The organism is Buchnera aphidicola (Periphyllus lyropictus), from assembly GCF_024029895.1.
GTDB lineage: Bacteria > Pseudomonadota > Gammaproteobacteria > Enterobacterales > Enterobacteriaceae > Buchnera_J > Buchnera_J aphidicola_BA.
In genome coordinates this window covers 67,648-82,258 of record NZ_CP097457.1, presented here as the reverse complement: position 1 = coordinate 82,258, position 14,611 = coordinate 67,648, and the positions used below count along the sequence as shown (strand labels likewise).

12 protein-coding genes and 4 tRNA genes are annotated in these 14,611 nt (G+C 21.1%); 4 read left to right on the top strand and 12 right to left on the bottom strand.

Annotated elements, in window-relative coordinates:
- Positions 1 to 35: 35 nt before the first annotated feature.
- The 11 genes from rpoB to M5J13_RS00345 form a co-directional block, all read right to left on the bottom strand.
- Positions 36 to 4,061 carry a DNA-directed RNA polymerase subunit beta gene (gene rpoB, locus M5J13_RS00395; RefSeq protein ID WP_252837354.1) on the bottom strand — a complete coding sequence of 1,342 codons (4,026 nt, stop codon included), beginning with the start codon at positions 4,059 to 4,061 and terminating at the stop codon, positions 36 to 38.
- A gap of 177 nt (positions 4,062 to 4,238) precedes the next feature.
- Entirely contained in the window at positions 4,239 to 4,604 is a 366-nt protein-coding gene (rplL, locus tag M5J13_RS00390; protein WP_252837353.1) for a 50S ribosomal protein L7/L12, read from the bottom strand.
- Positions 4,605 to 4,627: 23 nt separating this feature from the next.
- Positions 4,628 to 5,125, bottom strand: a complete 498-nt coding sequence (gene rplJ, locus M5J13_RS00385; protein ID WP_252837352.1) for a 50S ribosomal protein L10 — start codon at positions 5,123 to 5,125, stop codon at positions 4,628 to 4,630.
- Between the two features lie 191 nt (positions 5,126 to 5,316).
- Positions 5,317 to 6,000, bottom strand: a complete 684-nt coding sequence (rplA, locus tag M5J13_RS00380) for a 50S ribosomal protein L1 (protein ID WP_252837351.1) — start codon at positions 5,998 to 6,000, stop codon at positions 5,317 to 5,319.
- 3 nt (positions 6,001 to 6,003) lie between these two features.
- Positions 6,004 to 6,435: a 50S ribosomal protein L11 gene (rplK, locus tag M5J13_RS00375; RefSeq protein WP_252837350.1), complete on the bottom strand. Its 432-nt coding sequence runs from the start codon at positions 6,433 to 6,435 to the stop codon at positions 6,004 to 6,006.
- 19 nt (positions 6,436 to 6,454) lie between these two features.
- Positions 6,455 to 7,024 carry a transcription termination/antitermination protein NusG gene (gene nusG, locus M5J13_RS00370; RefSeq protein ID WP_252837499.1) on the bottom strand — a complete coding sequence of 190 codons (570 nt, stop codon included), beginning with the start codon at positions 7,022 to 7,024 and terminating at the stop codon, positions 6,455 to 6,457.
- Complete coding sequence (gene secE / locus M5J13_RS00365) at positions 7,021 to 7,398, bottom strand: preprotein translocase subunit SecE (RefSeq protein WP_252837349.1); 378 nt, start codon at positions 7,396 to 7,398, stop codon at positions 7,021 to 7,023. Before secE ends, nusG begins: the two co-directional genes overlap by 4 nt.
- A 66-nt stretch (positions 7,399 to 7,464) precedes the next feature.
- A tRNA-Thr gene (locus M5J13_RS00360) sits at positions 7,465 to 7,538 on the bottom strand.
- Positions 7,539 to 7,575: 37 nt separating this feature from the next.
- Positions 7,576 to 7,647 (bottom strand) — tRNA-Gly (locus tag M5J13_RS00355).
- Between the two features lie 10 nt (positions 7,648 to 7,657).
- Positions 7,658 to 7,740: transfer RNA gene (locus M5J13_RS00350), tRNA-Tyr, on the bottom strand.
- A gap of 43 nt (positions 7,741 to 7,783) precedes the next feature.
- Positions 7,784 to 7,856 (bottom strand) — tRNA-Thr (locus tag M5J13_RS00345).
- A 243-nt stretch (positions 7,857 to 8,099) separates the two neighbouring features.
- On the opposite strand from M5J13_RS00345, the gene M5J13_RS00340 reads away from it, so the two are divergent.
- From M5J13_RS00340 to secB, 4 genes are all read left to right on the top strand, one after another.
- On the top strand, positions 8,100 to 8,987 hold the full coding sequence (locus tag M5J13_RS00340; protein ID WP_252837348.1) for a methylenetetrahydrofolate reductase: 888 nt from the start codon (positions 8,100 to 8,102) through the stop codon (positions 8,985 to 8,987).
- Between the two features lie 121 nt (positions 8,988 to 9,108).
- A complete protein-coding gene (locus M5J13_RS00335; protein ID WP_252837347.1) occupies positions 9,109 to 10,308 on the top strand; it encodes an argininosuccinate synthase in 1,200 nt (399 codons plus the stop codon).
- An 87-nt stretch (positions 10,309 to 10,395) separates the two neighbouring features.
- Entirely contained in the window at positions 10,396 to 11,787 is a 1,392-nt protein-coding gene (gene argH / locus M5J13_RS00330; RefSeq protein ID WP_252837346.1) for an argininosuccinate lyase, read from the top strand.
- A gap of 325 nt (positions 11,788 to 12,112) precedes the next feature.
- A complete protein-coding gene (gene secB, locus M5J13_RS00325) occupies positions 12,113 to 12,559 on the top strand; it encodes a protein-export chaperone SecB (RefSeq protein WP_252837345.1) in 447 nt (148 codons plus the stop codon).
- A gap of 216 nt (positions 12,560 to 12,775) precedes the next feature.
- On the opposite strand, the gene rpoD is transcribed toward secB, so the two are convergent.
- Positions 12,776 to 14,608: an RNA polymerase sigma factor RpoD gene (gene rpoD, locus M5J13_RS00320; protein ID WP_252837344.1), complete on the bottom strand. Its 1,833-nt coding sequence runs from the start codon at positions 14,606 to 14,608 to the stop codon at positions 12,776 to 12,778.
- Positions 14,609 to 14,611 lie beyond the last annotated feature (3 nt).

The window sequence follows — 14,611 nt, the reverse complement described above, 5'->3', positions numbered from 1 at the left end:
TTTAATTTAAAATTAATTTATTTTTAATTTATTTTTTAATTTTCTAATTCTATATTAATTCCTAAGGAACGAATTTCTTTTATAAGAACGTTAAATGATTCTGGCATTCCAGGTTCCATTTTATGATTTCCATCAATAATATTTTTATACATTTTTGTTCTTCCACTTACATCATCTGATTTTACTGTAAGCATTTCTCTTAATGTATATGATGCTCCATAAGCTTCTAATGCCCATACTTCCATTTCTCCAAATCTTTGTCCTCCAAATTGAGCTTTTCCACCTAAAGGTTGTTGAGTTACTAAACTATATGATCCAGTTGAACGAGCATGCATTTTGTCGTCAACTAAATGATTTAATTTTAATATATACATATATCCTACAGTTATAGGTCTTTCAAATTTTTCTCCTGTTCTTCCATCAAATAAATCAATTTTTCCAGAAGATGGAAAACCTCCAAAATTTAAAAATTTTTTAATTTCTTTTTCTTTTGCTCCATCAAAAACTGGTGTAGAAACTGGTATTCCTTTTTTATAATTTTTTGCTAAACATAATATTTCTTGATCAGAAAATTTTTTAATATTTACTTTTTGTCGTTTATCATAACCAATATTAAATGTTTTTTTCATTAAATTACGTAATTTTTTTATTCTTTTTTCTTTTTTTAATATTTTATTTATTTTTTCTCCAACTCCTTTAGCTGCCATTCCTAGATGAGTTTCTAATATTTGTCCAATATTCATTCTTGAGGGAACTCCTAATGGATTTAATACAATATCTATAGGTTTTCCATTTTTATCATAAGGCATATCTTCTACAGGATTTATTTTAGATATTACTCCTTTATTTCCATGTCTTCCTGCCATTTTGTCTCCAGTTTGAACATATCTTTTTACAGCTAAATATACTTTTACAATTTTTAATATTCCTGGAGATAAATCGTCTCCTTTTTTAATTCTCTTTTTTTTCTCTATAAATTTTTTTTTGAATTTTTTTTTAAGTGAATAATATTGATTTTTTAATTTTTCTATTTCTTTTTTAAAATTATTATTTTTTAATTTTATATAAAACCATTTTTTAAAAGGTATTTTTTTAAATTTTTTATATGAAATTCCTGATTTTATTAAAATTATTTTAATTTGTCTAAATAAGCCTATTTTAAAAATTTTTTTTTCTTCAGAGAGATTTTTTTTAAGTTGTTGAATTTTCATTTCTTCAATTTCTAGAGTTCTTTTATCTTTTTTAATTCCATCTCGAGTAAAAATTTGTACATCTATTACAGTTCCTATTATTCCGTTTGGAACTCTTAAAGAAGTATCTTTTACATCAGATGCTTTTTCTCCAAAAATAGCTCTAAGTAATTTTTCTTCTGGAGTTAATTGAGTTTCTCCCTTAGGTGTTACTTTTCCTACTAAAATATCTCCTCCATTTATTTCTGCTCCAATATAAATAATTCCTGATTCATCTAATTTTAATAAAGATGATTCGCTTATGTTTGGTATATCTGAAGTAATTTCTTCTGAACCTAATTTAGTATCTCTAGAAATACAAGATAATTCTTGAATATGTATACTTGTAAATCTATCTTTTTGAACAACTTGTTCTGATATTAATATTGAATCTTCAAAATTGTATCCATTCCATGGCATAAATGCTACTCTCATATTTTGACCTAAAGCTAATTCTCCAAGATCAGTAGCTGGTCCATCTCCTAATACGTCATTTTTTTTTATTTTATCATTTAAGCTAATACAAGGAATTTGATTAATACATGTGTTTTGATTAGATCTTTTAAATTTAATTAAATGATAAATATCTATTCCAGATTCATTTTTTTTAATTTCTTTTTTATCAACTTTTATAACAATTTTAGATGAATCTACATAATGAATTTTTCCACTTCTTTTAGCAATAACTGTCACTCCTGAATCTATTGCTACTGATCTTTCCATTCCAGTTCCAACTAGTGGTTTTTCTGCTTTTATTACTGGTACTGCTTGTCTTTGCATATTTGCACCCATTAAAGCACGATTAGCATCATCATGTTCTAAAAATGGTATTAAAGAAGCTCCTACAGAAACAATTTGTTGATTAGATATATCCATATAATTAATTTGTTTTTTTTTAAATAAACCAAATTCATTTTTGTATCTACAATTTATTAATTTATTTATTATTTTTTGTTTTTTATTTAATTTTATATTTGCTTGTGCAATAATAAAATTTCCTTCTTCAATTGCAGATAAATATTTTATTTTATTTGTAATATATCCATTTTTTACTTTTCTATATGGAGTTTCTAAAAATCCATATTTATTAGTTCGAGCATATACTGATAAAGAATTTATTAATCCAATATTTGGACCTTCTGGGGTTTCAATTGGACATACTCTACCATAATGAGTAGGATGAACATCTCTTACTTCAAATCCTGCTCTTTCTCTTGTTAATCCTCCAATTCCTAATGCTGAAATTCTTCTTTTATGTGTAATTTCTGAAAGAGGGTTATTTTGATCCATAAATTGAGATAATTGACTAGATCCAAAAAATTCTTTTATTGCTGCTGAAATTGGTTTTGCATTAATCATATCTTTAGGCATTAAAGTATCTACATCACTTATAGATAATCTTTCTTTTACTGCTCTTTCTACTCGAATTAATCCTATTCTAAATTGATTTTCAGTCATTTCTCCTACAGAACGTACTCTTCTATTTCCTAAATGATCTATATCATCTACTTCTCCTTTTCCGTTTCTAATTTTTATTAATTTTTTTATTACATTAACAATATCTTTTTTATTTAAAATATTATTTCCAGAGTGATTTTTTTTCGATAAAGACATATTAAATTTCATTCTTCCTACAGAAGATAAATCATATCTTTCTTCTGAAAAAAAAAGAGATTTAAATAAATTTTTTGCTGCTTCTTTTGTTGGAGGTTCTCCTGGTCTCATCATTCTATAAATTTCTATTAAAGCTTCATTATGATCTTTTGTTAAATCAATATTTAACGTTTCTGAAATATAAGATCCATGATCTAAGTCATTTGTAAATATTGTTTTAATACTATTAATATTGTTTTTTTTTATTTTTTTTATTGCATTTAGAGTAAATTTAGAATTTGCAGAAATTATTATTTTATTTTTATTATCAAAATAATTTTTTAAAGAAACTTTTCCTATAATATATTCAATAGGAACATTTATAGAATTTATTTTGTTTTTTATTAATTTTTTTATGTGTCTTGCTGTTATTCTTTGATTTTTTTTTAAATAAATTTTGTTATTTTTTTGAATTTTAAAAAAAAATATTTCTCCTCTTAATCTTTTTGGAACTAATTTCATTTTTATATTAGAATTATAAAATTTAAAAGAAGTTTTTTTAAAAAATATATTTAATATTTCTTCTGTATTATATCCTAAAGCTTTTAATAAAATTGTTACAGGAAATTTTCTTCTTCTGTCAATTCTAACGAATAGATTATCTTTTGGGTCAAATTCGAAATCTAACCAAGATCCTCTATAAGGAATAATTCTTGCGCTATATAAAATTTTTCCTGAAGAATGAGTTTTTCCTTTATCGCTATCAAAAAATACTCCTGGACTTCGATGTAATTGAGATACAACTACTCTCTCTGTACCATTAATAATAAATGTTCCATTTTTTGTCATTAATGGAATTTCTCCCATATATACTTCTTGTTCTTTTATATCTTTTATTTTTTTATTGGATAACGAATCTTTTTCATATATTATTAAACGTAGTGTTACTCTTAATGGAACAGAATATGTTGTTCCTCTAGTATGACATTCTAAAACATTAAAACTTTTTTTTCCTAATCTATATTTTACATATTGAATTTCAGCATGTTCGTTATAACTTTTAATAGGAAAAACTGATTTTAATGCTGATTCAATTCCATTAGAATTATTTTTTTTTTGATCAATAAATTTTTTAAATGAATCTATTTGAATAGATAACAAGTAAGGAATATCTAAAATTTTTGGATTTTTTCCAAAATCTTTTCTAATTCTTTTTTTTTCTGTATAAGAATAAACCATTTTATTTCTCTATTTATAAAAGTTTTATTTGTGAAATTTTTATAACTTTTTTAAAAATTTTAAATAAAATTTATTAGTTTTATATTTTTATATAAAAATTTTATAAAAGAGCTGGTGATTTTTTTCACCAGCTTTATTTTTTAGAAAAAATATTATTAAAAATAATTAATATTTTTTTTATTTAATTTCTACTTCAGCTCCCGCTGTTTCTAAAGTTTTCTTTAAAGATTCTGATTCTTCTTTATTAACTTTTTCTTTTAAAAGAACTGGTGCAGATTCTACTAAATCTTTGGCTTCTTTTAATCCTAAAGTAGTTAAACTTCTAACTGCTCTTATTACAGAAACTTTATTTTTTCCTATAGATTTAATATGAACATCAAATTCTGTTTTTTCAATTTTTTTTTCTATTTTTGGAATAGTATTGTTTACAGAAATATTAGAAGATACTTCAAATTTTTTTTCCATAGATTTAATTAATTCCATAATTTCCATAACTGACATTTTTGAAATTGTATCTAATATTTCTTCTTTAGTAATAGACATTTTTTTTCCTAAATTTAATATATTTATTTATCTTCTTTTTTTTTTTTAATAGACATTAATAAACGTACTAATTTTCCTATTGCTAATTCTTTTATAATTATTATTAGTTTTTGTATCGCTTCTTTATATGTAGGAATTAAAGATAATTTTTTTATTTTTTTTGGATTAATAAATTTTCCTTCAAAAGCAGCTCCTTTTATTTTGAAAGTTTTATTTTCTTTAGAAAATAAATATAATAGTTTTGCAGCACTTCCAGGGTGATTAATAGAATAAGCTATTAAAGTAAAATTTTTTAAAATTTTTTTTAAACACTCAAAAGGAGTATTTTTTATAGCTTTTTTTAATAAAGTATTTTTTACAATATTAATTTTCACTCCTTCTTTTCTTGCTTCTTTTCTTAAATTATTTATTTTATTAACATTTATTTTATTTGAGTTTGCAACTACAGCTGACAATGCATAGTTTGATATTTTATTAATTCTTTTTACTATTTCCATTTTTTTTTTAATATTAATAGACATTTTTACTCCTAGATTTTTTTTTAAAAATCCTTTATAATTATTTCTTGAAATTTGTAGAAAATTTTTTAGAAAAATGTATAAGATTTTTAAAATTAAAATGTAAAAACCTAATTTCTAACTAAAATATAGAAAAATTAATTAAGAAACTAGGATATTTTAATATTTAATTTAAAAAAAAATCTATTAATATTTTATTCAATTTCGGATTGATTTATTTCAATAGATTTTCCCATTGTAGTTGTTAAAAATAATTTTTTAAAATATATTCCTTTTATATGATTTGGTTTTTGTTTTTTTAATGTATTAATAAAACTTATTAAATTTTCTTTTATTTCTTTTTTAGAAAAATTAATTTTTCCTATAGATGTATGTATTATTCCATTTTTATCATTTTTATATCTTATTTGTCCATTTTTTATTTTTTTTACTGTTTCAAAAATTTTTGAAGTAACAGTTCCCATTTTGTAATTTGGCATTAAACCTTTTGGTCCTAAAATAGATCCTAATACGCTTATTGTTTTCATAGATTCTGGTGTTGCTACGGCAACGTCAAATTTAATTTTTTTTCTTTTAATTTTTTTTACTAAATCTTCCATTCCTATGAAATCTGCTTCTGCTTTTTTTGCTTCTTCAGCTTTTTCTCCATGAGCAAATACTAAAACAGTAATTTTTTTTCCTATTCCATTTGGTAATACTGTAAATCCTCTTACATTTTCATCTGTTTTTTTTGTATTTATTCCTAGCATAACTACAACATCACAACTTTCTATAAAATTTTTTTTAGAATTTTTTTTTAAAATTGAAATTGCTTCTTCTATATTTTTTATTTGATTTATTTTTTTTTTATTTGATTTTATAATATATTTATTTTTCATATTTTAAGAGTTTTTTATTTTTAAACCCATAGATTTTGCAGTTCCTATAATTGAATTACTAATTTTTTTTAAATTTGACCCTGTCATATCTTCTTTTTTTATTTGTGCTATTTCCTTTATTTTTGACATAGATATTGAACCAACGAATTCTAAATTTGGTTTTTTAGATCCTGATTTAATACCTGCGTATTTTTTTAATAATATTGATGCTGGTGGAGTTTTAGTGATAAATGTAAATGTTTTATCAGATAAAACAGTTATTAATACTGGTATTGGAATTCCTTTTTCTAATTTACTTGTTTTAGAATTAAATTGTTTACAAAAATCCATTATATTTAGTCCTTTTTGACCTAATGCAGGACCTACTGGAGGACTTGGATTAGCTTGTCCAGCTGGAATTTGAAGTTTTATATATGAAGTAATTTTTTTTTTCATTTTTTTTCCTTATTTTATTTTAAGAATATTTTTCTACTTGATTAAAATCTAATTCTACAGGAGTAGATCTTCCAAATATAGAAATTGAAACTTTTAATCTATTTTTATCATAGTCTGCTTGTTCAACAGTTCCATTAAAATCTGAAAATGGTCCATTTTTTACTCTAACATTTTCTCCTGGTTCAAACAATGTTTTTGGTCTAGGTTTATTACCAATTTTTTTTAACTTTTTCTTAATTAAATTTATTTCTTTAGTTCGAATAGGAAATGGATTTTCTGAAGTTCCTCCAATAAAACCGATTACTTTTGGGATACTTTTAATTAAATGCCAACTTATTTCATTTATTATCATTTTAATTAAAACATATCCTGGAAAAAATTTGTGTTCACTTTTTTTTCTTTTACCTTTTTTTATTTCAATTACTTCTTCTGAAGGTACTAAAATTTTTCCAAAGATTTTTTTTAGATTTTTCTTTTTAATATGATCTTTTATAGATTTTACAACTTTATTTTCAAATCCTGAATAAATTTGTATAGCATACCATTTTTTTTTTTTTAGTTTTTTTTTTTCATTGAAGTATTTTCTTATAATTGAGTAATAAAAGATATTAAATAAAATATTATGTTATCTAATATCCATAAAACAATTGATATTAATAAACTTATTAAAATAATTATAAAAGTTGTATTTAAAGTTTCTTTTTTTGTAGGCCAAGAAATATTTTTTAATTCAATTTTTATTTTTTTAATTATAGATAGTAATTTTTGAAAATTTTTATTATATATTAATAATGAGGTAATAAATGTTATTAAAAATATAAATATTATTATATTTTGTATTTTTTTCTTAAAAAAATAATTTTTAAATATTAAAAAAAGAATAAAAATAAAAAAAAAAATATAGAAATATATTATTTTTTTTTTTAAAATTAAATTTATTTTATTGAAAATATTAGATTTCATAAGAAATCCTGAAATAAGATTTTAAAAAAAATGAAAATTTTTTAGAAATAATAAAAGAGATGAAATTGCTGATACCCAGATTTGAACTGGGGATCTCACCCTTACCAAGGGTGCGCTTTAACCAATTAAGCCATACCAGCTAAATATTTTTTTAGCATTTTTTTAAGAAATATTTTGAGCGAACAGTGGGAATTGAACCCACATTATCAACTTGGAAGGTTGAGGTAATAGCCTTTATACCATGCTCGCATAATTTTTTTGGTGAGAGAAGGATTCGAACCTTCGAAGTCGAATGACGTCAGATTTACAGTCTGCTCCCTTTGGCCGCTCGGGAATCTCACCATTTATTTAAATTTTTATATTTTTTATAAAAATTTTTAATTTATGCCGGCTACCGGAATTGAACTGGTGACCTACTGATTACAAGTCAGTTGCTCTACCTTCTGAGCTAAGCCGGCTGAAAATTTTTTAAATATTATAATAAATGTATTTTACGTTTTTTTTTATAAAAAATCAAATACTTAAAAAAAAGATTTATTTTTTTAAATTAATTTAATAAAAAATTTTAAGAAAATTAAAGATAAAATTATTTTTTTATGTTTTAAAAAAATATTTTATTTTATATATTAAATGTAAAAAATTTTTATATATTTTTATTTATTTTTTGTAATTAAAAAAAATGATTTATTGAGAGAAAAATAATGAATTTATTAAAAAAAAATTTTAATTTTAAAAAAAATGTTTTTAATAATAAAAACATTTTTAATAAAAAAATTAATTTATCTTTTGAATTTTTTCCACCATCAAAAAATAAAATAAATAAAAGTTTTTGGATTAAAATAAAAAAATTAAGTTTATTTAATCCTAAATTTATATCTGTTACTTATGGAGAAAATAATGGAAATAGATTAAAAACTTATAATTTTGTTAATCAAATAAGATATTATACAAATTTAGATTCTGTTCCGCATATGACTTGTGTTTATGAAAATAAAACAGAATTAAAAAAAACTGCTTTAAAATATTTAAATTTAGGAATTAAGCATATTATTGCTTTAAGAGGAGATTATTTAGAAAAATCAAAAAAGCCTAATTTATATGCTTTAGATTTAGTAGTTTTATTAAAAAAAATTGCAAATTTTGATATTTCTGTAGCTGCTTATCCAGAAGTACATCCAGAAGCAAAAAGCGCTAAATTTGATTTATTAAATTTAAAAAAAAAAATTGATTCTGGTGCTTCTCAAGCTATTACTCAATTTTTTTTTGATATAGAAAATTTTTTAAGGTTTAGAGATAAATGTTCAGGAATTGGAATAAATGCAAAAATTATACCTGGAATTTTACCTATATATAATTTTAATCAAGTTTATAAATTTTGTTTAGTTTCAAACATTTATGTTCCTGAATGGTTAAAATCTTTGTATTTAAAATCCAATCAAAATAATAAAGAAAAAAGATTAATTAGTATGAATATTTCAATAAATATGATTAATGAATTATATAAAGAAGGTGTATATGATTTTCATTTATATACTTTAAATAAATTAAATTTTATATTTTCTTTATGTAATATTTTAAAAAAAATTTAAATATTTTAAATAATTATTTTAAATATTTTTTTTGTAATTTTTAATTTTTTTAAAAAAAATAAACATTTTAATATTTTTTTGGATAATTTTTTTATTAATAAATTTTTATTAGAGAGTATTTATGAAAAAAAAAATAGTAGTTTTGGCATATTCTGGTGGATTAGATACTTCAGCAATTATTCCTTGGATTAAAGAAAATTATAATTTTGATGTTTTTGCATTTGTAGCAGATGTTGGGCAATCTAGAGATGATTTGAATGGAATAGAAAAAAAAGCTATTTCTTCCGGAGCAGTTGGATGTGAAATTATTGATTTAAAAGAAATTTTTGTTAAAAACTATATTTATCCTTTATTAAAAATAGGTGCATTATATGAAGGAAAATATTTTTTAGGAACAGCTATTGCAAGACCAATTATTGCTAAAGCTCAAGTTGAATTAGCTAAAAAAATTGGAGCTCAAGCGTTAGCTCATGGATCTACTGGAAAAGGAAATGATCAAGTAAGATTTGAAATGGCTTATTCTTCTTTGTCTCCTGAATTAAAGGTTATTGTTCCATGGAGAGAATGGAAATTTAAATCTAGAGAGGATTTATTAGTATATTTAAATGAAAAAAATATTTCTACTACTTCAACTTTAAAAAAAATTTATAGTAGAGATGAAAATATTTGGCATATTTCTACAGAAGGTGGAATTTTAGAAGATTTATGGAATGAACCTACAAAAGATTGTTGGGTTTGGACAAAAAATGTAGAAGATTCTCCTAATATTCCAGAATATGTTTCATTATATATAGAAAATGGTTGTATATTATCTATTAATAATAAATTTAAAACTCCTTTTCAATGTTTAAAAGAGTTAAATAGATTAGGTTCTTTGCATGGAATTGGGAGAGTTGATATAGTAGAAAATAGATTGATTGGTTTAAAATCTAGAGGATGTTATGAAACTCCTGGAGGGACAATTATGTATGAAGCAATAAGAGCAATAGAACAATTAGTTTTAGATCAAGAATGTATGAAATGGAGAGAAAAATTAGCATTAGAAATGTCACATGTAATTTATAATGGTTGTTGGTTTACTCCAATTAGGAAATCTATTCAAGTATCTTCAGAAAATTTATCAAAGATGATAACAGGAACAGTAGTTTTAAAATTATATAAAGGTATGGTATGTGCTGTTAAAAAAAAATCAAAAAATTCATTATATTCAAAATCTTTTTCTACTTTTGGATCAGATTCTGTATATAAACAATCTAACGCTTCTGGTTTTATTAACTTATTTTCTCTTTCTTCTAAAATTCGATCAATTAAAAAAAAGTAATTTTATAAAATATATTATAAATTTATTAATTATTATTTAAAAAATTAAATTGTATAATTTATAATTTTAATAAATGGAAATAAAAAAATGAATCTTTGGGGTAGTCGTTTTTCAAAAAATCAGAATAATTTTTTTAAAAGTTTTAATAATTCTTTAAAAATAGATTATATTTTAATTAAACAAGATATAAAAGGTTCGATTGCTTGGTCCAAAATACTTTTAAAAAGTAATATTATTACATTATCAGATCAAAAAAAATTAGAAACTGCATTAAATTTTATTTTTAAAGAAATTAAAGATAATCCTAAAAAAATTTTATTAAGTGATTCAGAAGATATTCATTCTTGGGTTGAAAAGAAATTAATTTATATGTTAGGTGATGTTGGAAAAAAAATACATACTGGAAGAAGTAGAAATGATCAAGTTACTACAGATTTAAGATTATGGTGTAAAGATTTTATTTATTTAATAAAAAAAAATATTATTAATTTTCAAAATTCGTTAATTTTTATTGCTGAAAAAAATATTTCTTCTATTTTTCCAGGTTATACTCATTTACAGAGAGCACAACCAATTTTATTTTCTCATTGGTGTTTAGCTTATTTTGAGATGTTGAAAAGAGATTTTGAACGTTTAAAAGATTGTTTAAAAAGAATAGATGTAAGTCCTTTAGGATGTGGAGCTTTAGCTGGAACTGGATGGAAAATTAATAGAAAATATTTAGCTTCTTTAATGGGTTTTTCTAAAACTAGTAATAATAGTCTTGATAGTGTTTCTGATAGAGATTATGTAATAGAATTACTTTCTATTGCTTCTATAAGTATGATGCATTTATCTAGATTTTCAGAAGATTTAATTTTTTTTAATTCAGGAGAATGTAATTTTATTGAATTATCAGATTCAGTGACTTCTGGATCTTCATTAATGCCTCAAAAAAAAAATCCAGATTCATTAGAATTAATTCGAGGAAAAACAGGATATGTTTATGGATGTTTATTGAATATTTTAGTTTTATTAAAAGGTTTACCATTAGCTTATAATAAAGATATGCAAGAAGATAAAGAAAGTTTATTTCGTTCTTTAAATGTTTGGAAAAATTGTTTAAAAATGTCTAAAATTGTTATTTTAGGTTTAAAAATTAATAATAAAATATGTAAAAAAGTTTCTAAAAAAGGTTATTCTAATGCAACTGATTTAGCTGATTATTTAGTTTTTAAAGGAGTTAGTTTTAGAAAATCTCATAAAATTACTGGAAAAATTGTTTTATATTCTATTAAAAAAAAAAAAAGATTATCTCAGTTATCACTTTCTAGTTTTAAAAAATTTTGTAAATTAATAGAAAATGATGTATATAAATATATAAATTTAAAAAATAGTTTAAAAAGAAAAAATTCTCAAGGTGGAACTTCTAAAATTAAAGTTTTAAAAGAAATTTTTAAATCTAAAATGTATATAAAAAATGAAATTAAAAAAATTTAATAAATATTAGAATTTTTTTATATTTTATTATTTATTTTATATTTTTTTTAAATTTTAAATTTTTATATATATTATTTTTTAATATTATTTATATTTTTTTAATTTTATAAATTATTATAATTTTTATTTTTTATAAAAATTTTATTTTTTATTTATATTTTATAAGAAAAAATTATAATTTTTTATTTTTTAAATTTTTTTTATTTTAATAATTTAGAAACTTTATTTTTTTATCTTTTTTCTTTTTTTTTTTTTAAATTAAAAAATTTTTAAGATTTATTAAATATATTATTAATTTAAGTTATTTTTACATAGAGATAAATTTATGTTAGAAAAAAAAATAAAAAAATTAAAGGGTGAAACAAAATTTCAAATTCAAAAAATTTATGTTAAAAATATTTCTTTTGAATCTCCATATTCTCCTAGTATTTTTAAAGAACCTTGGAAACCAAAGATTTCTTGTGATTTTCATACTATTTGTAATGATTTAGAAAAGAATTTGTTTGAAGTAACATTAAAAATTACTGTAAAAGTTAATGTTGAACTTAAATCAATATTTTCATGTCAAGTTTATCAATCTGGTATTTTTTATATTAAAAAAGTTATGGAAAAAGAGTTACCTCATTTTTTAGGAGTATATTGTCCTAATATTTTATTTCCATATGCTAGGGAATGTATATCTAATTTAACTTCTAAAGGTGGATTTCCTTCTTTAAATTTAGATCCTATTAATTTTGATTTGGCTTTTTATCAAGCTAATTTAAAAAAATAAAATTAAGTAGAAATATTTTTTTTCTTTTATTTTTTTTTTTCTTATTTTTTTTTAAATATTTTTCTTTTTTCAGATTTTTTTAAAATTATATAAAATGTAAAAAAAATTAAATTTTTTTTAAATATTTTGTTAACAATAATTATATTTAATTATTGTTAACGATATTTTTTATATTTTAATATTTTTTTTAAATAAAAAACATTTTTTTTTATTTTTCTAATCATCTAAAAAGCTTTTTAATATTTCAGAACGACTTGGATGTCTTAATTTTCTTAATGCTTTTGCTTCTATTTGTCTAATTCTTTCTCTAGTTACATCAAATTGTTTTCCTACTTCTTCTAATGTATGATCAGTATTCATATTAATTCCAAAACGCATTCTTAATACTTTAGCTTCTCTAGGAGTTAAACTAGATAAAATATTTTGAGTAGCATTTTTTAAACTTTTTGAAGTTGCTGATTCTAATGGTAATTCTAGAGATGTATCTTCAATAAAATCTCCTAAATGAGAATCTTCATCATCTCCTATAGGAGTTTCCATAGATATAGGTTCTTTAGCAATTTTAAGTACTTTTCTTATTTTTTCTTCTGAAATAAACATTTTTTCTGAAAGTTCTTCAGGTGTAGGTTCTCTTCCAATTTCTTGAAGTATTTGTCTTGATATACGATTTAATTTATTAATTGTTTCTATCATATGAACTGGAATTCTAATAGTTCTTGCTTGATCTGCAATTGATCTTGTAATTGCTTGTCTAATCCACCAAGTTGCATATGTAGAAAATTTATATCCTCTTCGATATTCAAATTTATCTACTGCTTTCATTAAACCAATATTTCCTTCTTGTATTAAATCTAAAAATTGTAATCCTCGATTAGTGTATTTTTTTGCAATTGATATTACTAATCTTAAATTTGCTTCAACCATTTCTTTTTTTGCATATTTAGCTTTATTTTTTCCAACGATTATTTTTTTATGTATTTTTTTTATTTTATTTATTTTTAATTTTGATTTTTTTTCAATTTTAATTAATTGATAAATATTATGTTTTATTATTTTATCTATTTTATTTAATTTTTTTCTCCATTTTTTATTCATTTTTTTAGCTATATTTAACCATTTTTTATTCGTTTCATTTTTTAAAAATAATTTCATAAAAATTTTTTTTGGAATTTTACATTTTTTTGTACATATTTTTATTAAAAATAGTTCATGAATTCGAATTTTTTTTATTATATAATTTATTTTTTTAATTAAATAATTAAATTGTTTAGGTGCTAACTTAAATTTTTTAAAAATGAAAAAAAGTTTTTTAATTTCTTTAATAGAATCTTTGTGATTTATTTTTTTTTCTTTTATTATCTTTTTTGTAATAATATATTGATTTTTTAATTGAGAGAATCTTTTTTTTGCTAATTTTTTATCAATATTTTCTTCTTCATTATTCTTTTTTTTATTTTTTTCATAATTTTTTTTTTTGATAATGTAATTTTCTAAATTTGAATGAGTGATTTTTTTTCTTTTTTTTTTATATTTAATTTTTTTATCTAAAAAACCTATAATAATATCTGATAATTTAATTTTTCCAGATTTTATATAATTATATTGTTTTAAAATATGTTTAATAGATTTAGGATATTTAAATACTGAAGAATGAATTTGTTTTATTCCTTTTTCTATTTTTTTAGCTATTTTAATTTCTCCTTCTCGAGTTAATAACTCAACTGTTCCCATTTCTCTCATATACATTCTTATTGGATCAGTTGTTCTTACTAATTCTGTTTCTACGTTAGAAAGAACTTGTGTAACTGCTTCTACTTCATCTTCATCTGTATTATTATTAGAATTATTCAGAATTAAATCATCTGAATCAGGTATTTTTTCTACTACTTGAATTCCCATATCATTAATCATTTGAATTACATTTTGAATTTGTTCTGAATCAACTATATCTTCTGGTAAATGATCATTAATCTCAGCAAAAGTTAGAAATCCTTGCTCTTTACCATGAGTAATAAGAGCTTTAAGCTGTGATTTTGGGTTTGAATCCATAAG

Excerpts from the sequence above, each read along its gene's own strand:
- rpoB (WP_252837354.1), bottom strand. The coding sequence starts at position 4,061 with ATGGTTTATTCTTATACAGAAAAAAAAAGAATTAGAAAAGATTTTGGA.
- rplL (WP_252837353.1), bottom strand. The coding sequence starts at position 4,604 with ATGTCTATTACTAAAGAAGAAATATTAGATACAATTTCAAAAATGTCA.
- rplJ (WP_252837352.1), bottom strand. The coding sequence starts at position 5,125 with ATGTCTATTAATATTAAAAAAAAAATGGAAATAGTAAAAAGAATTAAT.
- rplA (WP_252837351.1), bottom strand. The coding sequence starts at position 6,000 with ATGAAAAATAAATATATTATAAAATCAAATAAAAAAAAAATAAATCAA.
- rplK (WP_252837350.1), bottom strand. The coding sequence starts at position 6,435 with ATGAAAAAAAAAATTACTTCATATATAAAACTTCAAATTCCAGCTGGA.
- secE (WP_252837349.1), bottom strand. The coding sequence starts at position 7,398 with ATGAAATCTAATATTTTCAATAAAATAAATTTAATTTTAAAAAAAAAA.
- M5J13_RS00340 (WP_252837348.1), top strand. The coding sequence starts at position 8,100 with ATGAATTTATTAAAAAAAAATTTTAATTTTAAAAAAAATGTTTTTAAT.
- M5J13_RS00335 (WP_252837347.1), top strand. The coding sequence starts at position 9,109 with ATGAAAAAAAAAATAGTAGTTTTGGCATATTCTGGTGGATTAGATACT.
- argH (WP_252837346.1), top strand. The coding sequence starts at position 10,396 with ATGAATCTTTGGGGTAGTCGTTTTTCAAAAAATCAGAATAATTTTTTT.
- secB (WP_252837345.1), top strand. The coding sequence starts at position 12,113 with ATGTTAGAAAAAAAAATAAAAAAATTAAAGGGTGAAACAAAATTTCAA.
- rpoD (WP_252837344.1), bottom strand. The coding sequence starts at position 14,608 with ATGGATTCAAACCCAAAATCACAGCTTAAAGCTCTTATTACTCATGGT.